We start from the raw sequence: 24,089 nt of genomic DNA on the forward strand, positions 1-24,089 counted from the left end.
CCTCGCCACCCCCCCCCCCCACCATAACTCCCCCCCCCCCCCCCCCTTTTTCCCCCCCCCCCCCCCCCCCCCCCCCCCCCCCCCAGGACCTGGCTGCGAGAGGACCTAGCTGCGAGCGGTCAGGCAGAACTGCACGAGCCCGGCGTCGACATCGAGGACGATCTTCTCCATCTCCGCCCACGGTGGCTGGAAGCTCTTGCCCCACTCGATCGTGAAGGCCAGGATCTTGCCCTTCTGCGGGTCGACGAGGTGGCGCGCGTAGGCGTAGTCGTCGCTGGTTCCGCAGGTCGGGTACAGGTCGAAGGCGGACTGCGGGGTGTAGTGCTGGCCCCGGACGCCTTTGAGCGCCTTGCAGAACTGCTCGGCGAGCACGGCGGAGTCGTCGGCGTCGGTCTTCGGGACGAACTCCGCGTAGAGCAGGTCCTGTTTCAGTCCGCGCTTGCCGTCGAAGGCGGGATTGCGGAAGTTCCTGGTCGGGTCGATGGACTGGTTGTCGTCGTCGCCCCACACGTAGAGCATGTCCTGGGTGTAGCTGTGCACGTCGACGAACCAGCGGGTCCGCGGGAACGCGTCGAGCAGCCAACGGACGTTGCGGGTCTCGGGCTCCGAGAAGGCGCTGGGTCCCTGGTACACCTGATCCGGGTCGGTCGGGTCGGCCGATACCCGGACCGGGGCCTCGGGGTGGAAGGCTGTCTCGAAGTCGAAGAGGTGGTCGTAGTTGCGGTTGATGTCGACGCCGATCGCCGTCGGGTCGCCGCCGGACTGGGCCGGATCGCGGTTCCTGCGCCACATCGGATCGACGGTCTGGCTGTAGTGCCGGCCGTCCGGATTGACGAGCGGGAAGACGACGACGTCGAGTCCGTCGAGGATGCCCCGCACCTGGGCGGAGGTGAAACCGGTACCGCCGTAGGTGAGGCCCGTACCGCCGCTGTGCGCGTGCAGCAGGTCGGCCGCGAGGTTGACGAGGATCTCGCAACTGCCCCATTCCCGGGCGTGCGCGCCGCCGATCAGTACGACGGCGTCGTTGACCCCGGGCTCGGCGGTGCCGATCCGCAGGGCGTGGGCGGCCCGGCCCTCGAAGGAGTGCTCGGGCAGGGCGATGAGGTCGCAGGTCTGGGGGAACGCGGTGGCCAGGCTGGCCACGGCCGACTCGACCTCGGTGGTGTTCAGGTACGGCATGGCGTCCCTCCTAGGCGTACGGGGTGCCCTTCGTGTCCGTGGGGTCCTTCGCCTTGCGGGCGAGTCCCTGGGGAACGGCGTCCGCGGGGGCGAACCGGTCCCCTTCGCCGACTTCGGCCTGGCGGGCGCGTCCGGTGGCCGTGGCGTCGGAGTCCAAGGTCGTGACCGTCACGCCCTCGCGGGGGAGGGATCGGGCCTTCTCGGGGGACACGTAGGCGTCGAAACTCAGACTGCCGTTCTCGTCCCGGCCGACCCGGCCGCCGACATCGGGGCGCGCGTCGCGCAGGAGCGCGCGCAGGGTGTCGGGGTCCTTCGCGGTGACCCGGACGCGCAGGATCGTGTGCTCATGGGACATGACGGGCCTCCTTCGGGCGCCGTCGGGCCCTCGTCGGCGGTGCCGAGACGTATGGACGAACAGGGGTTTATGTCCGATGTGTACTTTGTACTCTCAGCCTGCGCTTCCGCCGTAGAACGCGTCAAGGGGTGCCTCGGGCACTCGACTCAGCAGGCGGTCGAGGCCCGCGATCATTTCCCGCTCGTCGTCGTACTCGGCCAGTCGCGGGACGAGTGCGCGCAGCCGCGGGTACTCGGCGGCGGGCATCCGGTGCAGGCCCAGGCGGAGCATGAGGTCCGGCTCCTCGGGGTTGTCGACCGTCTGTCGTTCGTCCACGAGCAGGCAGCCGAGGATCCAGGCCACGAACGCGCGGTAGATCGTCAGCGTCGTGGCGTCGTCGAAGCCGGCCCGGCCGAGTACGTCGAGGATGTGCTCGGTCAGTTTGAGCAGCGGCGCGGGGCGTCGCGCCACCGGCACGCTCAGCGGGCGCGTGGCCACCACGGGCAGGATCTCGGGGTGGGCGTGCACCGTGGCGGCGAAGGCGCGGGCGATCCGGTGCAGTTCGGCACGCCAGGACGGGTGGCTCGACGTGCTCTCCCCGTCGCCGGAGGTCCGTTCGGCCGAGGTCCGCAGGCGGTCGTTGACCTCGGCGAAGAAGGCCTCGACCAGGCCGTCGAGCAGGGCCTCCTTGCCGGCGGTGTACCGGTAGATCGCCATCGGCTCCACGCCCAGGTCGGTGGCGAGGCGCCGCATGGTCAGCCGGGCGAGCCCTTCCCGGTCGACCAGGGCGACGGCCGCGGTGAGCACCAGTGGGCGGCTCAGGTGCCCCCGTCTCTCCGGGGTGTCCCGCTCGGCCATGTCCGGACTCCCCTCGCGGGCGTCTGCGGATGTAGGGATATCAACAAAATATAGTCCATAATTGTACGGAATATCCGGCCCGTCACGTGGAGGGTGACCAGGCGCAACACGGCTGGCGGCGAGCTCCAGGCGCATCTGCCAAGCCGGCGCGGTCGCCAGGTCGGCGTGCCGGCCGCCCCGCGCGCGTAGCTCCCGGCCCGCTACACCGTGGACCAGGAGCTACGGCAGGCGCTCAGCCGTCCAGTCGGGAGCGGATCTTCCCCAGCACGTGAGCGGCGTGCGCATCGAGGAAGAAGTGCCCGCCGGAGTACGTGTTGAGCTCGAAGTCACCGGTGGTGAAGGCGTCCCAGGCCTGCGCCCCCGCCACGGTGACCTGCGGGTCCGCGTCGCCGGTGAACACCACCAGCGGGCAGGCCAGCGGCGGTCCCGGGGTGTGGCGGTAGGTCTCCACCGCCCGGTAGTCGTTGCGGATGGCGGGGATGAGCATCTCCACCACGTCCGGGTCCTCCAGCAGGGCGCCCGCGGTGCCGCCCAGCTCCCGCACCTTGGCGAGCAGCCCCTCGTCGTCGCGCAGGTGCACGCCGTCGTCACGCGAGAGCGAGGGCGCGCCGCGCCCGGAGGCGAAGAGGGCGACCGGCTTGATGCCCTCCTGCTCCAGCCTGCGTGCGACCTCGTAGGCCACCAGTGCACCCATGCTGTGGCCGAACAGGGCCAGCGGCCGGTCGGCCCACTCGCGCAGTTCCGCCACCACCACCTCGGCCAGTTCGGTGACGCCGGGGATGAAGGGCTCCTTGCGCCGCTCCTGCCGGCCCGGGTACTGGACCGCCAGCACGTCGGCCACCGCCGACAGCTGCCGGGAGACCTGGAAGAAGTAGCTGGCGGCGCCGCCCGCGTGCGGGAAGCACACGAGGCGGACGCCCGCATCGGAGGCGTGGAAGCGCCGGATGGAACTGTTGGAGCGTTCCGTCGTCTCGGTCATGGTCGTGCTGACTCCCTGGTCATCGGGTCTGTGGAGCGCGCCGGGGCCCCGGTCATACGGCGCCGGACGCCTTCCGGCGGCCGTTCCACCGCTCCACCCAGTCCTCCAGGATGTCGACGGCCGCTTCGGTGCCCTTCTCGGCGCGGACGGCCTCCCCGACACTGGCCGCCCGTCGTGCCATGCCCTGGTCGGTCAGTGCCTTGCCGAGTGCCTCGTCGAGGCGCTCCGCGGTGAACTTCGAGAAGGGAATGGGCGCCGGCGACACACCCATCCGGTGGACCTGGGCCGCCCAGAACGGGCTGTCGGCGAAGGTCGGCACGACCACCTGGGGAGTACCCGAGCGCAGCGCCTCGCCCGTGGTGTTGCAGCCGCCGTGGTGGATGACGGCCGAGGAGCGGGGGAACAGCCAGGGGTAGTGCACGTCGTCGACGCGGAACACGTCGTCCGGCACGTCGTCCGGGCCACCGCCCACCAGCACCAGCCGCCGGCCGTGCGAGCGGACCACGCCGAGCACCTTCTCCAGCGTCTTCTCCGGCTGGTGCACCGGCCAGATGCTGCCGAACGACAGCGACACCGGGGCGTCGCCCGACTCCACGAAGTCGACCAGCTCCGCCGACGGGCTCCAGTCGCGGTCCCAGAACCAGTAGCCGGTGAACCGCGACAGCGCGGGCCAGTCGGACGGCTCGGTGAACATCTCGCGGGTGACCGGGCACAGCAGCGGTACGTCGCGGCCCAGCTCGCGGTAGGGAGCACCGAAGGGCAGCGCGGGCAGGTCCGCTTCCTTGCGGTAGCCCCGGATGGAGATCCAGTCCAGCAGCCCCGCCATCCGGTGCGTCAGCCGGTTGTAGCGCGCTCCGAACCGGGGCTGCGGGACGATCATGGCCGGCCACTGTCCCGTCGGGTTCAGCGGCCACCAGGTCAGCGAGGCCCAGGGGGACGTACCGTTGTCCTCGAACAGGATCCGGCTCAGGACGCTGTTGACCACCAGGTCGGCGCCCTTGCACGCCTCCGCGATGCGGGAGGCGAGCAGCCGGATGTGCTCCTGCGTCTGGCGCGGCACCTTGCGGGCCGCCGTGAAGAGCGAGGCGCCCTGCTGCAGTGCCTCGGTGAGCGCCGGATGTGCCAGGAAGTCCTTGGGACTGCCCGGCAGTTCGGCGAAGTCCAGACCGGACTCCCGCACCAGCTTCTCGAAGTCTCCGTGGGTGGCGAGAACGACCGAGTGCCCCCGGGACATCAGGGTGGTGCCCAGCGCGATGAAGGGCTGGACATCACCCCGTGACCCTGTGACAACGAGTGTGACCTGCATGAGTTCTCCGTACGAAAGGGACGAGTGGGAGGGGGAGCCGCTCGGTTGCCGCGGTGTTTCTGTAGTGCCGCGGTGTTTCCGTGGTGCTGTGGTGTCTCAGTAGTGGGGGACGTAGCGGTCGAGCATGCGGTCGAGGTAGTCGGCGTCGGTCACCGACCGCAGCTCGGGCAGCAGTTTGCAGAGCTTCTCGACCGACACCCGGGTGATGGACAGGGGCCCGTCGACGATCTCGTGCCGTGCCGAGAGCCCCAGCCGCTTCTCGATGCCGTGGATCACCGCCTCGATGGGCAGCGGCGTGCCGGAGGCGACGTTGACGACCTCGTTGTCCACGTCCTGTGCGAGCAGTCCGTCGACGGCCCGGGTCAGGTCGGCCGCGTCGATCAGGTCGCGATGCGCTCCCTGGTACAGCCGCACGCTGCCGCTGCGCACCTGCTGGACGAAGGCGGGGAGCAGCTGGTGCGGGCGCTGCCAGCGGCCCATCGCGTGACTCACCCGCAGGATGAGCCAGGGCGTGCCGGATTCGGCGACGATGTGCTCCAGCCGGAGCTTCTGCCTGCCGTACGGCGAGGTCGGCCGCAGCTCGACGTCCTCGGCCATCGCCGTGTCCCCGGTGCCGTAGAGGGCGTGGGACGCGCTGGACAGGAACACCACGAGGCGGCCGTCGGCGCGGCACCGGCGGGTGACCTCCTCCACCAGGGCGGCCTCGCGGGCGAATTCGGCCTCCGCGAGGACGCTGGTGCTGGAGACACCGGCGGCCAGCACCGTGGCGTGCGGATGGCGTTCGCTGACTTCGGCCAGATTGCGGGCGATGAAGCCGTTACCGACGATCTCCATCAGATGCCCTCCGTGGCGGTGACGCGGATCGCCGACTGCGCTATGGAGTCGAGCAGTTCGGCGGTCCGTACGGTGGTGGCGGCCCAGCTGTCGTGGTCCGGGTCGGCTCCCGCGGCGACGGTCCTCCGCACGGCGGCGGCGAACGCGGCCACCGAGTGCGCGAACTGGTGCTCGGCGGGCAGGACGAGCTCCTCGGCGTGGTTCTGCCCCTCGATGCGCAGCAGGGGCGCCGCCGTCGCCGGCGGGGTGAAGGCACGGTCCACGGTGAGCCGCGCGTCGCTGCCCCACAGGACGTAGCGGGAGCCGTAGGTGTGGAGGAAACCGAAGCTGAGCGTGGCGATCTGGCCGGTGGCCGACGCGAGCACCGCGCTGCCCGCGACGTCGACGTCCGAGGTCGGGTCGTGGCGCAGCACGGCCCCGGCGACGGTGAGGTCGTCGCCGAGGAAGTACTGGGCGAGGCGCACCGGGTAGATGCCCACGTCCAGCAGGGCGCCGCCGCCCAGCTCGGGCCGGTAGCGGACGTCCTGCGGGGGCAGCGGTGGGAAGCAGAACGCGGCGTCCACGTGCCGCAGTTGACCGATCCGCCCCTTCGCGACCAGGTCGGCCACGCTCCGGTGGAAGCCGTGGTGGAGGAAGGCGAGGTTCTCGCGCAGCACCAGGCCGCGCTCCCGTGCGAGCCGGGTCAGCGCGGCGGTGTCCGCCGCGCAGGTGGTCAGGGGCTTCTCGGCCAGGACGTGCTTGCCCGCTTCGAGCGCGGATCTCGTCCAGGAGGAGTGCAGGGCGTTGGGGACGGACACGTAGACCGCGTCGATGTCGTCCCGTTCGAGCAGTCGCTCGTAGCCGTGCACGGCCTCGCAGTCGAAGGCGGACGCGAAGGACTCGGCCTTCGCCCGCTCCCGGCTGGCGATGGCGGTGATGGTGGTGTCCGGTGTCTCGCGCAGCGCGGGCAGGGTGCGCCGCGCCGCGATCGAGGACGCGCCGAGCACGCCGACCCGCAGGGGGCCGGGCGAGGGGGAAGTACTCACGTGCATTCTCCTCCGGCGCGTCCCAGCAGGCTGTGCAGACATGCGAGCAGGGTTCTGGCCTGGATGTTCAGGTAGTTGCTGTGCTGCACGAGGTGCGACAGCTGGTGAACGGTCAGCCAACGGAAGTCGTCCGGCTCCACCAGCGCGCGCTCCGCGGGGAGTTCGACGATCAGATAGCGGCTGCGCGTGTGGAAGAACCGGCCGCCCTCCTCGGACAGCACGCTGTCGAAGAGAACGCTGTCGGCGGGGGCGTCGAGCACCTCGTCCAGGAACGGGGGAGCGGCCTCGGCCGGAAGGACGGCGTAGTTCTCCGGAGTGCACTGCACGGTGGGTGCCAGTTCGATCGCGTCCATGAAACCGGGTTCGGAGCCGATCCGGGCCAGGACGTGCAGGACACCGTCGATCCGCTGGACGAGGAAGGCCGCGACGCCCTGACCGTGCGCTTCGATCATCGGCTGGGTCCAGCTGGAGACCTCGCGGCTACCGGTCCGTACGTCCACGGCCATCACGTCGAAGAACACACCGCGATCGTGCGAGATGCGGTCGTCGGAGCGCTGCCAGTCGCGGACGCTGCCGAGATCCACCAGGTGCGCTTCGCCCGTGGAGCCGGCCCGCGCCCCGGTGAACCAGTTGCGGATGGAGCCGGGGGAGTGCAGCGAGCCGTATCCGGGATCCAGCGATTTGGCGAGTGCGCCGGCGAAGGCCCGCGGGCCGGACGGTGAAGGGGAGGTGAACGGAAAGCAGGCCATGACCGTGCGTGCGTCCATGTTCACCAGGTCGTGCTCAGAGAGCAGGGCGTGCAGTTGCCCTACGGACAGCCAGTGGAAACCGTCCAGTAACTCGACGTCATCGCGCGTTTCGACGATGATGTTTCGATTTCGTTTCCGGTAGAACCAGGCTCCCTGCTCCGACTGGAGCACATCGGCCAGTACCCGGTGCCGGGAGGCGTTCCGGAAGAAGTCGAGATAGGGGACTGGTCGGCCGCCGTGCACGCGGGTGTAGTTGCTCCGTGTCGCCTGCACCGTGGGCGAGAGCTGTACCTTGTTGTGGTTGCCCGGTTCCATCTTTGCCTGCATCAGGCAATGCGGTATACCGTCGAATTCCTTGACCAGGATGCCCAGTACACCGACTTCGGGCTGATGGATGATCGGCTGGTCCCATTCGGGTACCGCTCCGGGGGCGTTCCGTACCCGTAGACCCTGGACCGAAAAGAACTTGCCGCTCTCGTGGACGAGGTTTCCGTGGGGCTCCTCGAAACGCCAACCTTTCAGCTCGCTGAAAGGGATGCGGCGTATCTCTGAACTCTCCGTTTCGAGGTACGCGGAAAACCAGGCGTGAAAGTCCTGGAGGCTGGCCGCGGCCCGATCGGGTTCCCGCATGGAGCGGGCTAATCCGTTGGCTAAGCGGGTCTCGGGCCTGGATAAGACGTCGGCGCTGCCCGGCAGGGCGTGCGTCATCAGTAGTCGCTCCTTGTTCCCCGGCTGTTCCCTGGCGCGGATTGTTACCAGCGTGCAAAAAGTGGAAGAAGGCATCCAACGAGGGCGGCTGCGGCGGCGCGCTCCTTCAGTCGCTGTCCGGAAAACTGTCCGAAAACAGGCCCTGTAGGGCCGGCGCCGTCAACTCTTGGTGTCATCCGGAGTGTGGCTGGGCATGCGCTTTCCGAACCCTGCTAGTCCTACGTCTCCAGTGCTCGGCTGTCAACACTATCCAGGGCTCGCCGCGGCGAATGAATCGCGGATCGCTTACAAGCACCTTACTCGGAAGGATAGATGCATGCTGCAAGGTGATCCACATCACATTGCCCCGGTCTGGCGCGATGTGACAGAGTCGATCTTGCGCTTGACAACTGCTCTATAGGTGTAGTGCATTGCGAAACCAGCACCGATCGTCAGTTGTGTATTTGCGGGTGGGGATTGGGAGTTGGCCCGGAGATTGTTCGGGACCGCTTCGGCGAACATTCGAAGATTAGCGGGGGTTCACATTGTCCAGGAGTGCTCATTCGGTGCGCCGGAATGACGATGGAGATACCGATCGAATAGCTGTGATCGGGCTCTCCTGTCGTCTGCCGCAGGCCGAATCTTCTGCGCGATTATGGGAACTCCTGCGTGATGGTGTCGACGCCATCACCCCACTGCCCTCGGGTCGGTGGCAACAACGCCCCTCCGAAGAAGCGGAGTTAACCTCCGAACGCGGAGGATTCCTCGACCGGGTCGACCAGTTCGACGCCGACTTCTTCGGCATCTCGCCGCGCGAGGCAGCGGCCATGGACCCCCAGCAGCGCCTCGCGCTCGAACTGGGCTGGGAACTGCTGGAGAACGCCGGCATCACCCCCGACCGCATGGCCGCCCTGCGCGCCGGCGTCTTCGTCGGCGCGATGAACGACGACTACGCGACCCTCACCCGCCAGCGCAGTTCGCAAGCGGTCTCGCACCACACTCTCGCCGGTCTGCAGCGAAGCATGATCGCCAACCGGCTCTCCTACCTCCTCGGCGCGAACGGCCCCAGCCTCACCGTCGATTCGGGCCAGTCCTCCTCCCTCGTCGCCGTCCACATGGCATGCCAGAGCCTGCGCGCGGGAGAGTGCGAGATCGCCCTCGCCGGCGGGGTGAACCTCAACCTCAGCTTCGACGGCACCCTGAGCGTCTCCCGGTTCGGCGGGCTCTCCCCCGACGGCCGCTGCTACACCTTCGACGCCCGCGCCAACGGCTACGTACGGGGCGAGGGCGGCGGCTTCGTCCTCCTCAAGCCACTGGCGCAGGCGCTGCGGGACGGCGACCACATCCACGGCGTACTGAGCGGCAGCGCCGTCAACAACGGCGGCGGTGACAGCCTCACCACCCCCAGCCAGCAGGCCCAGGAGGACGTACTGCGCCGCGCGTACACCGCGGCGGGCGTACGCCCCGAGGACATCCAGTACGTCGAACTCCACGGCACCGGCACAGCCGTCGGCGACCCCATCGAGGCCGCCGCGCTCGCCACGGTCATCGGCTCCGCCCGCCCGGCGGACGCGCCCTTGCAGGTCGGCTCGGCCAAGACGAACGTCGGTCACCTGGAAGGCGCCGCCGGCATCGTCGGCCTGCTCAAGGTCCTGCTCTCCCTGGAAGCGGGGGAGCTCCCCGCCAGCCTCAACTTCGAAACGCCCAACCCGGCCATCCCGCTGGCCGACTGGCACCTCCAGGTCCAGACCGAGCGCACGCCCTGGCCGCGTCCGGACGTACCGCTGGTGGCCGGTGTCTCGTCGTTCGGCCTGGGCGGGACGAACGCGCACGTGGTGGTGGAGCAGGCTCCCGTAGTGCAGCCGGCCCCGGTGGCGAAGCCGGGACCGGTCGGCGTGGTGGCCGGTGGCGGCGTGGTGCCGTGGGCGCTTTCGGGCCGGTCGGCTGAGGCGCTGCGTGAACAGGCGGTGCGTCTGAGGGAGTTCGTGACGTCGTCGGTGGCTGATGTGTCGCTCGTGGATGTCGGTCATGCGTTGGTGTCGTCGCGGGCGGGTCTTGAGCACCGGGCGGTGGTGCTGGGCTCGGATCGTGAGGAGCTGCTGGCCGCTCTGGCGGCGGTGGCGGCGGGTGAGCCCGCTGAGGGTGTGGTGTCCGGGGTGCGGCGCGAGGGCGCGTCGGACGTGGTGTTCGTGTTCCCGGGTCAGGGTGCGCAGTGGGCCGGGATGGCGGTGGGGTTGCTGGATTCTTCGCCGGTGTTCGCGGAGCGGTTCGGTGAGTGTGCGGCTGCGTTGACGGCGTTCGTCGACTGGGTGCCCGAGGACGTCCTGCGGGAGCGCGAGGGCGCGCCGTCGTTGGATCGGGTGGATGTGGTCCAGCCGATGTTGTGGGCGGTCATGGTGTCGCTCGCGGCGGTGTGGCGTGCGCACGGCGTCGAGCCTGCTGCTGTAGTGGGGCACTCCCAGGGCGAGTTGGCGGCTGCCGTGGTGGCGGGGGTGCTGTCGGTCGAGGATGGTGCGCGGATCGTCGCGTTGCGCAGTCAGTTGATCGGCCGGGAGTTGGCAGGTCAGGGTGGCATGGTGTCGCTGCCGTTGGCGGAGGATGCGGCGCTGGAGCTGATCGAGCCCTGGGCGGGTCGGATCAGTGTGGCGACGATCAATGGTCCGCGGTCCACGGTCGTTGCCGGTGAGGCCGAAGCGTTGGACGAGCTGATGGTCGCGTGCGAGCGCGACGACGTGCGGGCTCGTCGTATTCCGGTGGATTACGGGTCGCACACTCCGCAGGTGGAGCAGTTGCGTGAGGCTTTGCTGGAGCTCGCCGCTTCCGTGACCCCGCGCCCGGCCCAGGTCCCGATGTACTCGACCGTGACGGGTGGTGTCCTTGAGGCGGGTGTGGCGGATGCGGAGTATTGGTTCCGCAATCTGCGGCAGCCGGTGCGTTTCGAAGAGACGGTGCGTGGGCTCATAGGCGACGGTCACGTCACGTTCATTGAGGTGAGTGCGCATCCGGTGCTGACGTCTCCGGTCGAGGAGACCGGTGAGGCGATGGGCGTCGAGGTGTTCGCGGGTGGCACCCTGCGCCGTGATCAGGGTGGCAGTCGTCGATTCCTGTCCTCGCTCGGCGAGTTGTGGGTGCGGGGCGGTACGCCCGACTGGTCTGTGGTCTTCGAGGGGAGCGAGGCCCGCCGGGTCGCGCTGCCGACCTACGCCTTCCAGACCAAGCGCTACTGGCTGGACAGCGCGGTCGCCGACCCCGAGGCCGGGGGCGCCGTGGTGGCGCCGGTCGGCACCCCCGAGGTCGGTGGCGCCGGCGGTGCACACGTCGTGTCGCCAGACGTCTCGCACGCGGTACGGGCTCACACGGCAGCCGTGCTGGGGCACAGCACCGCGGAGGACGTCGACGTACGGCGCTCCTTCAAGGACCTGGGCTTCGACTCGATCATGCTCGGTGACCTGCGCAGCCGGCTGAACACCGTGCTGGGCCGGCGGCTGACCACGGCCGCCCTCTTCTCGCACCCCACCCCGGCCCGGCTGGCAGGACATCTGGAGTCCTTGCGCGACGATGCCGGCGAGCGGCGTCCCGCCGCCGTCACCGTGCGCGAGCCCGACCGCGACCGTGCGGTGGACGGCGCGGAAGACCCCATCGCCATCGTGGCCATGAGCTGCCGCTTTCCCGGCGGGGTGAGTTCTCCCGAGGACCTGTGGCGGCTCGTCGCCGCGGGCCAGGACGCGATCTCGGACTACCCCGACGACCGCGGCTGGGACCTGGATCGGCTGCTGAGCCCGGACGGCCGGGGCCGCGTCACCACCGGCGTCGGCGGCTTCATCGACGGCGCCACGGACTTCGACCCTCGCTTCTTCGGGATATCCCCGCGCGAAGCGCTGGCCATGGACCCGCAGCAGAGGCTTCTCCTGGAGACCTCGTGGGAGCTGCTCGAGCGCGCCGGCATCGATCCGGAACTGCTGCGCGGCAGCCGGACCGGCGTGTTCGTCGGCGCGATGGACCAGGAGTACGGCCCCCGGCTGCACGAAGCCCCGGAGACGCTCGACGGTCTGATGCTCACCGGCAAGACGACCAGCGTCGCCTCGGGCCGCATCGCCTACGTGCTCGGACTGACCGGACCCGCGCTCACCGTCGACACCGCCTGCTCGTCCTCGCTGGTCGCGCTCCACCTGGCCGTGGCGTCCCTGCGGCGCGGCGAATGCTCGCTGGCCCTCGCCGGCGGCGCCACCGTGTTGTCGACCCCGGGCATCTTCACCGAAATGACCAGCCAGCAGGGGCTTGCGCTCGACGGCCGCTGCAAGGCCTTCGCCGGCGCCGCCGACGGGACCGGCTTCTCGGAAGGCGTCGGGATGCTGCTGGTCGAGCGGCTCTCCGACGCACGCCGCAACGGCCACCGGGTGCTCGCGGTCGTACGCGGCTCCGCGATCAACCAGGACGGCGCGTCCAACGGCCTCACCGCGCCCAACGGGCTCTCCCAGCAGCAGGTCATCAGGGACGCCTGGGCCAGCGCCGGGCTCGGCGCCGCCGACGTGGACATGCTGGAGGCGCACGGCACCGGAACCGCGCTGGGCGACCCGATCGAGGCGGAAGCGCTGCTCGCGACGTACGGCCAGGACCGGCCCGAAGACCGGCCGCTGCTGCTCGGCTCGCTCAAGTCCAACATCGGCCACACGCAGGCCGCGGCGGGTGTCGCGGGCGTCATCAAGTCGGTACTGGCCATCCGGCACGGACTCGTGCCGGCCACGCTCCACGTCGACGGACCGACGCCCGAGGTGGACTGGTCCACCGGAGCGGTGCGCCTGGCCACGGAGAGCACCCCGTGGCCCGAGGCCAGCCCGGTCCGGCGAGCCGGTGTCTCCTCGTTCGGCATCAGCGGGACCAACGCCCACGTCATCGTCGAGCAGGCACCCGTCGACGCTGCGGCACCCGCGGCGGCACCCGTGCCCGGGGCGCGGCTGCGCGAAGGCGGTCCGCTGCCCTGGATCGTCTCGGGCCGCACAGCGGCAGGACTGCGCGCACAGGCCGCGCGCCTGCGGCGGGTCGCCGCCGACAGCGGGGCGACGGACGAGGAGCTGGGGCGCGCCCTGGCCACCACCAGGTCCGCGCTGGAACACCGCGCGGTCGTGGTGGCGGAGGACCGCGAGACGTTCCTGGCCGGACTCGACGCACTGGAGACGGGCGAATCCGCTGCCCATGTGGTCAGCGGCCGGGTGTCCGGCGAGCCGGGCGGCGCGGTGTTCGTCTTCCCGGGGCAGGGTGCGCAGTGGGCCGGGATGGCGCTCGGGCTCCTGGATTCCTCTCCGGTGTTCGCGGAGCGGTTCGGTGAGTGTGCGGCTGCGTTGACGGCGTTCGTGGACTGGGTGCCGGAGGACGTGCTGCGGGAGCGTGAGGGTGCGCCGTCGTTGGATCGGGTGGATGTGGTCCAGCCGATGTTGTGGGCGGTCATGGTGTCGCTCGCGGCGGTGTGGCGTGCGTCGGGTGTCCGGCCGGCGGCCGTGGTCGGTCATTCGCAGGGTGAGTTGGCTGCCGCCGTGGTGGCGGGGGTGCTGTCGGTCGAGGACGGTGCGCGGATCGTCGCGTTGCGCAGTCAGTTGATCGGCCGGGAGTTGGCGGGTCAGGGTGGCATGGTGTCGCTGCCGTTGGCGGAGGATGCCGCGCTGGAGCTGATCGAGCCCTGGGCGGGTCGGATCAGTGTGGCCACGATCAATGGCCCGCGGTCCACGGTCGTCGCCGGTGAGGCCGAAGCGTTGGACGAGCTGATGGTCGCGTGCGAGCGCGACGACGTACGGGCCCGTCGTATTCCGGTGGATTACGGCTCGCACACTCCGCAGGTGGAGCAGTTGCGTGAGGCTTTGCTGGAGCTGGCTGCTCCGGTGGTGCCGCGTGCGGGTGATGTGCCGATGTACTCGACCGTGACGGGTGGGCTCCTTGAGGCGGGTGTGGCTGATGCGGAGTACTGGTTCCGCAATCTGCGGCAGCCGGTGCGGTTCGAAGAGACGGTGCGCGGGCTCATAGGCGACGGTCACGTCACGTTCATCGAGGTGAGTGCGCATCCGGTGCTGACGTCTCCGGTCGAGGAGACCGGTGAGGCGATGGGCATCGAGGTGTTCGCGGGCGGCACCTTGCGCCGCGATCAGGGCGGCAGCCGTCGATTCCTGTCCTCGCTCGCCGAGTTGTGGGTGCGGGGCGGAACTCCCGACTGGTCGGCGGTCTACGCCCCGGTCGCCGCCGGCACCGAGCCGGTCGAGCTGCCCACCTATGCCTTCCAGCGCGACCGCTACTGGCTCGCGCCCTCGGCCGCCGGTGCACCCGTCCAGGTGGAGCTGCCTTCGGCTCCGCTCGCCGAACCGGTCGACGGTTTCCGGCAGAAGGTGCTCGACGCGCGCACCGCCGGCCGGCGCCTGCGCATCGTGCTGGACGAGGTGTGCACCCAGGCCGCGGCCGTACTCGGCTGGGCCTCGGCGCAGGAGGTCGAGGTGGGCCGGGCCTTCCGCGAGGCAGGATTCGACTCACTGACCGCCGTGGACCTGCGCAACCGGCTGGGGATCGCGATCGGGCAGCCCCTCGCGCAGACGGCCGTCTTCGACTACCCGACGCCGCTGCGGCTCGCGGAGCACCTGTGCGACCGCATTCTCGGCACGGACGGTTCGGACGGCGACGACGTGGAGACCGCCGCCCTGCGCTCTCGTACGACATTCGGCACGTCCGGCGACGAGCCCATCGCCATCGTGGCCACCAGCTGCCGCTTCCCCGGCGACATTCGCTCGCCGGAGGACCTGTGGCGGCTGCTGCTCGACGGGCAGGACGTCATCTCCGGCCTGCCGCAGGACCGTGGCTGGGACCTCGACGCGCTGTACGACCCGGACTCCTCGCGAGCGGGGACCAGCTACGTCGACCAGGGCGGATTCCTGCACGACGCCGGGCAGTTCGACGCGGGCTTCTTCGGGATCTCGCCGCGCGAGGCCGTGGCCATGGACCCGCAGCAGCGGCTCCTTCTGGAGACCTCCTGGGAGGCCCTGGAACGTGCCGGGCTCGACCCGGAGACGCTGCGCGGCACCAGGACCGGTGTCTTCGTCGGCGCCGTCCCGCACGGCTACGGCGCCGACGCCACCAACGCCCAGGAATCCGGGGGCTATCTGTTCACCGGCGCCGCGGGCAGCGTGGCCTCGGGGCGCATCTCCTACAGCTTCGGGCTGACGGGCCCCGCCATGACGGTGGACACCGCGTGCTCCTCTTCGCTGGTCGCTCTGCACCTGGCGGTGCAGGCGCTGCGCAACGGCGAGTGCTCGATGGCGCTCGCCGGCGGAGTGACGGTGATATCGACCCCGGGCGTCTTCACCGAGTTCAGCCAACAGCGAGGCCTCGCCCCCGACGGCCTGTGCAAGCCCTTCGCCGCGGCAGCGGACGGCACGGCCTGGGGCGAGGGTGTCGGGGTGCTGCTCCTGGAGCCGTTGGCCCAGGCACAGCGCAACGGCCACCAGGTGCTGGCCGTGATCCGCGGCTCGGCCGTCAACCAGGACGGCGCTTCCAACGGCCTGACCGCGCCGAACGGGCCGTCGCAGCAGCGAGTCATCCGTCAGGCGCTGGCCAACGCGCAGCTCGGAGCGTCGGACATCGACGTGATCGAGGCGCACGGCACCGGCACCACGTTGGGCGACCCGATCGAGGCGCAGGCGCTGCTGGCGACGTACGGCCAGGACCGGCCCGAGGACCGGCCGCTGCTGCTCGGCTCGCTGAAGTCGAACATCGGCCACACCTCCGCCGTCGCCGGCATCGCCGGTGTGATCAAGATGGTGGAGGCGATGCGGCACGGTGTGGTGCCGGGGACCCTGCACGTGGACGAGCCGACGCCGAAGGTGGATTGGTCCGCGGGTGCGGTGGAGTTGGTGACCGATGCGCGTGCGTGGCCGGAGACGGGTCGGGTACGGCGTGCGGGTGTGTCGTCGTTCGGTGTGAGCGGGACAAACGCGCATGTGATCGTGGAGCAGGCCCCGGTGGTGGAGCAGGAGCAGGGCCCGGTGGGCGAGCCTGTGGGGGGTGTGGTGCCGTGGGTGCTTTCGGGGAAGTCGGCTGCGGGGCTGCGTGGGCAGGCGGTTCGGTTGCGGGAGTTCGTGACGTCGTCGTCGGCTGATGTGTCGCTCGTGGATGTCGGTCATTCGTTGGTGTCGTCGCGGGCGGGTCTTGAGCACCGGGCGGTGGTGCTGGGTTCGGATCGTGAGGAGCTGCTGGCGGCTTTGGCGGCGGTGGCGGCGGGTGAGCCCGCTGAGGGTGTGGTGTCCGGGGTGCGGCGCGAGGGCGCGTCGGACGTGGTGTTCGTGTTCCCCGGTCAGGGTGCGCAGTGGGCGGGTATGGCGGTGGGGTTGCTGGATTCCTCGCCGGTGTTCGCGGAGCGGTTCGGTGAGTGTGCGGCCGCGTTGACGGCGTTCGTGGACTGGGTGCCGGTCGATGTCCTGCGGGAGCGTGAGGGTGCGCCGTCGTTGGATCGGGTGGATGTGGTCCAGCCGATGTTGTGGGCGGTCATGGTGTCGCTCGCGGCGGTGTGGCGTGCGTCGGGCGTCCGGCCGGCGGCCGTGGTCGGCCATTCGCAGGGTGAGTTGGCTGCCGCCGTGGTGGCGGGGGTGCTGTCGGTCGAGGATGGTGCGCGGATCGTCGCGTTGCGCAGTCAGTTGATCGGCCGGGAGTTGGCGGGGCAGGGTGGCATGGTGTCGCTGCCGTTGGCGGAGGATGCGGCGCTGGAGCTGATCGAGCCGTGGTCCGGTCGGGTGAGTGTGGCCACGATCAACGGTCCGCGGTCCACGGTCGTCGCCGGTGAGGCGGCGGCGCTGGACGAGCTGATGGCCGTGTGCGAGCGCGATGGTGTACGGGCTCGTCGTATTCCGGTGGATTACGGCTCGCACACTCCGCAGGTGGAGCAGTTGCGTGAGGCTTTGCTGGAGCTGGCTGCTCCGGTGGTGCCGCGTGCGGGTGATGTGCCGATGTACTCGACCGTGACGGGTGGTGTCCTTGAAGCGGGTGTGGCTGATGCGGAGTACTGGTTCCGCAATCTGCGGCAGCCGGTGCGGTTCGAAGAGACGGTGCGCGGGCTCATCGGCGACGGTCACGTCACGTTCGTCGAGGTGAGTGCGCATCCGGTGCTGACGTCTCCGGTCGAGGAGACCGGTGAGGCGATGGGCGTCGAGGTGTTCGCGGGTGGCACCCTGCGCCGCGATCAGGGCGGTCCGGAGCGGTGGCTGAGTTCCCTGGCCCAGCTGTGGGTGCAGGGTGGGGTGCCGGACTGGCAGGCGGTGTTCGCCGGTACCGGGGCCCGGCGGGTGGAACTGCCGACCTACGCGTTCCAGACCAAGCACTACTGGTTCGACACCGCTCCGGCCCGCGCCGCGGCGGGCGCGGATCCGCACGCCGCCTTCTGGGAGGTGGTGGAGCGCGAGGACCTGGAGGGGTTCGCGAAGACGCTGCGGCTGAACGAGGCCCAGACCGGGCTGACGTCCGTACTCCCCGCGCTCTCCGCTTGGCACAAGCGGCACGCCGAAGCGGTCAGCATGGAGTCGTGGCGATACCGGGCGCACTGGAAGTCGCTGCCCTCCGGCCCCAAGGGCGTCCTGTCCGGAACCTGGCTGGTCGCCGTCACCCCGGACCAGCTCGACGGCGCGCTGTACGAGGCAGTGGCCGGGGCCCTGCGCGCCCAGGGGGCCGTGGTCGAACCGCTGGTCGTGCGAGGAGCCGAGGACGCAGGGCAGGGCGGGCGTCCGTGGGCCGAGGCCCTGGCCGCGCATTCCGGGGCGGCCGGTGTGCTGTCGCTGCTCGCGCAGGACGAGAGCCCGCTCGCGGACGCGCCCGCCACCCCGGCCGGCTTTGCCCAGAACCTCGCGCTGCTCCAGCAGTTGGAGGCCGTCGACTCGGACGCCGCACTGTGGTGCGTCACCCAGGGCGCGGTGTCCATCGGTGAGCGGGACCCGCTCACCAGCCCGGCACAGGCGCTGGTCTGGGGCCTCGGCAGGGTGGCGGCCCAGGAGCTGCCGACCCGCTGGGGCGGTCTGGTCGACCTCCCGCGGGAGCCGGACGCGCGCGCCCTCGCACGGCTCTGCGAGGTGCTCGCGGCCGAGGCCGACGAGGACCAGGTCGCGGTTCGCTCGACCGCGACCTACGGGCGCCGGCTCGTCCGCGCGCCTCGCACCGGCGCAGTGGGAGACGGCTGGACGCCGGGCAAGGGCACGGTACTGATCACGGGCGGCACCGGCGCACTCGGCAGCGAGGTCGCCAGGCGGTTGGCCGCTCAGGGCGCCGAGCACCTGCTGCTCGTCAGCAGGCAGGGCGGGACGGCCCCCGGCGCCACCGAGCTCGAAGCCGAACTGGCCGCCACCGGAGCCCGCGTCACCACGGTCGCCTGCGACGTGGCGGACCCGGAGGCCTTGCGCCGCCTGCTGGACTCGGTGCCCGAGGACTGCCCGCTGGCCGCTGTGGTGCACACCGCGGCCGTACTGGACGACGGGGCGCTCACCGCGCTGACGCCCGAGCAGCTCGACCGCGTGCTGCGGGTCAAGGCAGCCGGCGCACAGCAACTGCACGAGATGACACAGGACTTGGGTCTCTCCGCCTTCGTGCTGTTCTCGTCGCTGGCGGGCACGGTCGGCATGGCCGGCCAGGGCAACTACGCGCCGGGCAACGCCTACCTGGACGCCCTCGCCCAGTACCGCCGTGCGCAGGGGCTCGTGGCCACCTCCGTGGCCTGGGGCTCCTGGGCCAGGGGCGGCATGGCGGGCCGGGACGTGGTCGGCGACACCAGCATCCGGCACGGCGTGCCGCTGCTCCAGCCGGAGCGCGCCACCGTCGCACTGGAGGCGGCGCTCGCCCACGGCGACACCAGCCTCGTGATCGCGGACATCGACTGGGAGAGGTTCGCGTACTCCTACACCGCGGCCAGGCCCAGCCGTTTGCTCGACGAACTGCCGGAGGCCCGCGCCGTACTCGCGCGGGACGAACCCACCGACGCGGCCACCACCCTCACGCTGTCCGAGCGGCTGGCCGACCTCCCGCCGGCCGAGCGCGAACGGCAGTTGCGCACGACGGTCCGTAGGCAGGTCGCGGCCGTGCTCGGCCACGACTCCGCGGAGACGGTGGAACTCCGGCGCCGCTTCCTGGAACTCGGCCTGGACTCGGTCACCGCCGTGGAACTGCGCAACCGGCTCAACGCGGCCACCGGTCTGCGGCTGCCCGCCACGATCGTCTTCGACTGTCCGACCGTGCACGAACTCGCTCGCTACCTCGGCGACGCACTGTTCGGCGACGAGGACGGGACCGAGGGCTCCACGGAAGCGCCGGCTCCCGGCACGGCCGAACTCGACCAGATCGAGGCGCTCCTGGGGCAATTGCCCGACGGAGATCCCTCCAGGCTCGAACTGGCGGGTCGGCTGCGGCAGTTGTTGCGTACCGCGACCGGACCAGGTGCGGACGACGAGGACATCGTCGACGCCGAGGACCTCGAATCCGCGAGCAACGACGACCTCTTCAAGTACATCGGCAAAGAGTTCGGGATCTCCTGAGCCCCTGATCGACGCCGCGGTTCCGACACGCGCCTTCCCGCGGGGCGCACGCACTCTTCCGTCTCACTTTCGGGGGCACGCAAGCATGGACGACGCCAAGAAGCTCCGTTACTACCTGACCCGGGTCACCGCCGAGCTGAAGGAGACCCAATCGCGGCTGCAGGCCGCGGAGTCGGTGGTCGGCGAGCCGATGGCGATCATCGGGATGAGCTGCCGGTTCCCCGGCGGGGTCGCCTCTCCCGAGGACCTGTGGCGGCTGCTCTCCGAGGGCGGCGACGCCATCACCGGACTCCCCACCAACCGCGGCTGGGACGCGGGATCCCTGGTGGACGTGACCGGAGAGCGCCCCGGCAGCTCGTACGTGGCCGAGGGCGGATTCCTGCACGACGCGGGGCAGTTCGACGCGGGCCTCTTCGGGATCTCGCCGCGCGAGGCGCTCGCCATGGACCCCCAGCAGCGGCTCCTGCTGGAAACCTCCTGGGAGCTCTTCGAGCGTGCCGGCATCGCCCCCGACGCCCTGGAGGGCAGCAAGACCGGCGTCTTCATCGGCTCCAGCTTCCGCGACTACGGAAGCAGGCTGCCCGCGATCCCCGAAGAGGTCGAGGGCCACGCCATGACGGGCACCGCGGGCAGCGTGGCCTCGGGGCGCATCTCCTACAGCTTCGGCCTGACCGGTCCCGCCGTCACGGTGGACACGGCCTGCTCCTCCTCACTGGTCGCTCTGCACCTCGCGATCCAGGCGCTGCGCAACGGCGAGTGCTCGATGGCGCTCGCGGGCGGGGTCGCGATCATGTCGACGCCCGACCTGTTCACGGAGTTCAGCCGGCAGCAGGGCCTGGCACGCGACGGCCGCTGCAAGGCGTTCGCCGCGTCCGCCGACGGCATGAGCGCGGCCGAGGGCGTGGGCCTGCTACTGGTCGAGCGGCTCTCCGACGCGCGGCGCAACGGGCATCAGGTTCTCGCCGTGATCCGTGGCTCGGCCGTCAACCAGGACGGCGCCTCCAGCGGACTGACCGCGCCCAACGGCCCCGCGCAGCAGCGTGTGATCCGGCAGGCGCTGACGAGCGCGGGGATGAAGGCATCCGAGGTCGACGTCGTCGAGGCGCACGGCACCGGCACGGCCCTGGGCGACCCGATCGAGGCGCAGGCGCTGCTGGCGACGTACGGCCAGGACCGGCCCGAGGACAAGCCGCTGCTGCTCGGCTCGCTCAAGTCCAACATCGGTCACACGCAGGCCGCCGCGGGCGTGGCCAGCGTGATCAAGATGGTGGAAGCGATGCGGCATGGTGTGGTGCCGCAGACCTTGCACGTGGACGAGCCGACGCCGAAGGTGGATTGGTCGTCGGGCGCGGTGGAGTTGGTGACCGAGGGACGTGCGTGGCCGGAGACGGGTCGGGTACGGCGTGCGGGTGTGTCGTCGTTCGGTGTGAGCGGTACGAACGCCCACGTGATCGTGGAACAGGCTCCCGTGGAGGAGCAGCAGCAGGCCCCGGTGGGCGAGCCTGTCGGGGGTGTGGTGCCGTGGGCGCTTTCGGGCCGGTCGGCTGAGGCGCTGCGTGAACAGGCGGTGCGTCTGAGGGAGTTCGTGACGTCGTCGGTGGCTGATGTGTCGCTCGTGGATGTCGGTCATGCGTTGGTGTCGTCGCGGGCGGGTCTTGAGCACCGGGCGGTGGTGCTGGGCTCGGATCGTGAGGAGCTGCTGGCCGCTCTGGCGGCGGTGGCGGCGGGTGAGCCCGCTGAGGGCGTGGTGTCCGGGGTGCGCGCGGACAGGGAAGACGGTGTGGTGTTCGTCTTCCCGGGTCAGGGTGCGCAGTGGGCCGGGATGGCGGTCGGGCTCCTGGATTCTTCGCCGGTGTTCGCGGAGCGGTTCGGTGAGTGTGCGGCCGCGTTGACGGCGTTCGTGGACTGGGTGCCGGAGGACGTGCTGCGGGAGCGCGAGGGCGCGCCGTCCTACGACCGGGTGGATGTGGTCCAGCCGATGTTGTGGGCGGTCATGGTGTCGCTCGCGGCGGTGTGGCGTGCGCACGGCGTCGAGCCTGCTGCTGTAGTGGGGCATTCCCAGGGTGAGTTGGCGGCTGCTGTGGTGGCGGGGGTGCTGTCGGTCGAGGATGGTGCGCGGATCGTCGCGTTGCGGAGTCAGTTGATCGGGCGGGAGTTGGCGGGCCGGGGTGGCATGGTGTCGCTGCCGTTGGCGGAGGATGCCGCGCTGGAGCTGATCGAGCCGTGGTCCGGTCGGGTGAGTGTGGCGACGATCAACGGTCCGCGGTCCACGGTCGTCGCCGGTGAGGCCGAAGCGTTGGACGAGCTGATGGCCGCGTGCGAGCGCGACGACGTGCGGGCTCGTCGCATTCCGGTGGATTACGGGTCGCACACTCCGCAGGTGGAGCAGTTGCGTGAGGCTTTGCTTGAGCTGGCCGCTTCCGTGACCCCGCGCCCGGCCCAGGTCCCGATGTACTCGACCGTGACGGGTGGGCTCCTTGAGGCGGGTGTGGCTGATGCGGAGTACTGGTTCCGCAATCTGCGGCAGCCGGTGCGGTTCGAAGAGACGGTGCGCGGGCTCATCGGCGACGGTCACGTCACGTTCATCGAGGTGAGTGCGCATCCGGTGCTGACGTCTCCGGTCGAGGAGACCGGTGAGGCGATGGGCGTCGAGGTGTTCGCGGGTGGCACCCTGCGCCGCGATCAGGGTGGTAGTCGTCGATTCCTGTCCTCGCTCGCCGAGTTGTGGGTGCGGGGCGGTACGCCCGACTGGTCTGTGGTCTTCGAGGGGAGCGAGGCCCGCCGGGTCGCGCTGCCCACCTACGCCTTCCAGACCAAGCACTACTGGCTGGACGGCGGGACCGGCACCGTGGGGACGTCCGGCGCCGGGCTCTCCGCGCTCGGCCACCCCCTGCTGGCGGTCGGCATCGCTCTCGCGGACGGCAACGGCCACGTCTCGACCGGCCGCATCTCCCTGCACACCCACCCTTGGCTGGCCGACCACGTGGTCATGGGCCGGGCGCTCGTGCCGGGGGCCGCCGTAATGGAGTTGATGCTGCGGGCCGGTGAGAGCGTGGGCGCCGAGCTGCTGGACGAACTCGTCCTGCACTCCCCGCTGGTCGTGCCGACCGGTGACACGGCGGTCGACCTCCAGGTCTCCGTCGAAACGCCCGACGAGCAGGGCCGGCGCGCGGTGCGGCTGCACTCCCGGGCGTACCGCCCCGGGGAAGATGACGACACCGAGTGGACCTGTCACGCCGAGGGCCTGCTGGTCGCCGCACCCGTCGAAGAGCCGTCCGTGCAGGACACCGTCTGGCCGCCGGCCGGCGCGCAGGCCGTGGACATCGACGGGCTGTACGAGCGCCTGGCAGCCACGGGGTACGGCTACGGCCCGGTCTTCCAGGGCATCCGCGCGGTGTGGCGGCGCGGCGAGGAGCTGTTCGCCGATGTCGTCCTGCCCGAGGAAGCCGCGCGGGATGCCGGCCGGTTCGGGGTGCACCCCGCCCTCGTCGACGCGGCGCTGCAGACGCGTCTGGTGACCCTGCTGGAAGGGCAGGGCGAGCGGATGATGCCGTTCTCGTTCGCCGGGGTCCGTCTCCACGCGACCGGTGCCACCGCGGTCCGGGCCCGGCTGACGCCGATGGGCGAGGACGCCCTTTCGGTGCAGTTGACCGATCACACCGGGCTGCCGGTGCTCACCATCGAGACCCTCACCTCGCGGCCACTGACCGCGGACGCGCTCGTGGGCCAGGGCGTCGACTCGCTCTACGAGGTCAACTGGGCGCTGGTGAGCGGTGGTTCGGAGCAGGTTGATGTCGACGGATCGACCGCGGTCATCGGCGAAGGGCTGCCGGGCCTCGATCTGCCACGGTACGCGGACCTCGCCGCGCTCGCCGCGAGTGTCCGCAGCGGCGGCGCCGTGCCCGCGACCGTGCTCCTGCCCTGCCCGCGACCGGACGTCGACGACACCGCTGCCGCCCCCGCCGTCATCCGTGAACTGCTGGCCTCCGTGCTGGCCTCCGCGCAGGAGTGGCTGGCCCTGCCGGAACTGGAGGAGGCCAGGCTCGCCGTGGTGACCCGCGGCGGCTCGGCCGTCGCGGCCGGCGAGCGGCCCGACCCGGGGCACGCGGCGGTCCAGGGCCTGGTGCGTACGGCCCACTCCGAACACCCCGACCGCTTCCTGCTGGTCGACCTGGACGACGCGCCGGCGTCCGCCACCGCTCTGCCCGCCGCGGTCGCCGGTGCGGTGGCCACGGGCGAGAGCTTCCTCGCCGTACGTTCCGGAACCGTGTCCGTACCCCGCCTGGGCCGGGTCACCCCGTCCAGCGGAGACGCCCTGGCCCTTCCCGGGGTCGAGGCGTGGGGCGTGGAGCTGGACACGGGCGGCACCTTGGACGGGCTGCGTCTGGTGGCCGCTCCGCGCGCCGCCGAGCCCCTCGGAGCGGGTCAGGTGCGGGTCGCCGTACGCGCCACCGGGGTCAACTTCCGTGACGTGCTGGTGGCGTTGGGTGTCGTACCGCACCACGAGGCGTTGTTCGGTAGTGAGGGTGCGGGTGTGGTGACCGAGGTGGGTCCTGGTGTGACGGGGCTCGCGGTGGGTGACCGGGTGATGGGTCTGT

At 70.8% G+C, this 24,089-nt stretch carries 10 protein-coding genes; 2 read left to right on the forward strand and 8 right to left on the reverse strand.

From position 1 onward, the window contains the following. Window positions 1-105: 105 nt before the first annotated feature. The 8 genes from ACZ4UB_RS37975 to ACZ4UB_RS38010 all read right to left on the reverse strand — a co-directional run bounded on the left by ACZ4UB_RS37975 (window position 106) and on the right by ACZ4UB_RS38010 (window position 7,972). Window positions 106-1,179, reverse strand: a complete 1,074-nt coding sequence (locus ACZ4UB_RS37975; protein ID WP_468077614.1) for a M14 family metallopeptidase — start codon at window positions 1,177-1,179, stop codon at window positions 106-108. A 10-nt stretch (window positions 1,180-1,189) separates the two neighbouring features. Next, window positions 1,190-1,534: a hypothetical protein gene (locus ACZ4UB_RS37980; protein WP_468077616.1), complete on the reverse strand. Its 345-nt coding sequence runs from the start codon at window positions 1,532-1,534 to the stop codon at window positions 1,190-1,192. 93 nt (window positions 1,535-1,627) lie between these two features. Continuing rightward, window positions 1,628-2,371: a TetR/AcrR family transcriptional regulator gene (locus ACZ4UB_RS37985; protein ID WP_468077618.1), complete on the reverse strand. Its 744-nt coding sequence runs from the start codon at window positions 2,369-2,371 to the stop codon at window positions 1,628-1,630. Between the two features lie 232 nt (window positions 2,372-2,603). Continuing rightward, window positions 2,604-3,350 (reverse strand): thioesterase II family protein, encoded by a 747-nt coding sequence (locus tag ACZ4UB_RS37990; protein ID WP_468077619.1) that lies wholly within the window; start codon window positions 3,348-3,350, stop codon window positions 2,604-2,606. 52 nt (window positions 3,351-3,402) lie between these two features. Continuing rightward, window positions 3,403-4,656, reverse strand: coding sequence for a glycosyltransferase (locus tag ACZ4UB_RS37995; protein ID WP_468077621.1), 1,254 nt, complete (start codon window positions 4,654-4,656; stop codon window positions 3,403-3,405). A 96-nt stretch (window positions 4,657-4,752) separates the two neighbouring features. Continuing rightward, entirely contained in the window at window positions 4,753-5,490 is a 738-nt protein-coding gene (locus ACZ4UB_RS38000; protein ID WP_468077623.1) for an NAD-dependent epimerase/dehydratase family protein, read from the reverse strand. Beyond that, complete coding sequence (locus ACZ4UB_RS38005) at window positions 5,490-6,521, reverse strand: Gfo/Idh/MocA family protein (RefSeq protein WP_468077625.1); 1,032 nt, start codon at window positions 6,519-6,521, stop codon at window positions 5,490-5,492. The genes ACZ4UB_RS38000 and ACZ4UB_RS38005 overlap by 1 nt, the downstream gene beginning before the upstream one ends. Beyond that, window positions 6,512-7,972, reverse strand: coding sequence for an NDP-hexose 2,3-dehydratase family protein (locus ACZ4UB_RS38010; protein WP_468077627.1), 1,461 nt, complete (start codon window positions 7,970-7,972; stop codon window positions 6,512-6,514). The genes ACZ4UB_RS38005 and ACZ4UB_RS38010 overlap by 10 nt, the downstream gene beginning before the upstream one ends. A 584-nt stretch (window positions 7,973-8,556) precedes the next feature. On the opposite strand from ACZ4UB_RS38010, the gene ACZ4UB_RS38015 reads away from it, so the two are divergent. Together ACZ4UB_RS38015 and ACZ4UB_RS38020 are read left to right on the forward strand one after the other, a co-directional pair. Then, window positions 8,557-19,491, forward strand: coding sequence for a type I polyketide synthase (locus ACZ4UB_RS38015; RefSeq protein WP_468077629.1), 10,935 nt, complete (start codon window positions 8,557-8,559; stop codon window positions 19,489-19,491). 136 nt (window positions 19,492-19,627) lie between these two features. Then, the coding region (locus ACZ4UB_RS38020) for a type I polyketide synthase (RefSeq protein WP_468077631.1) at window positions 19,628-24,089 on the forward strand (4,462 nt) is incomplete at its 3' end.

Source organism: Streptomyces sp. NPDC028419 (assembly GCF_055565515.1).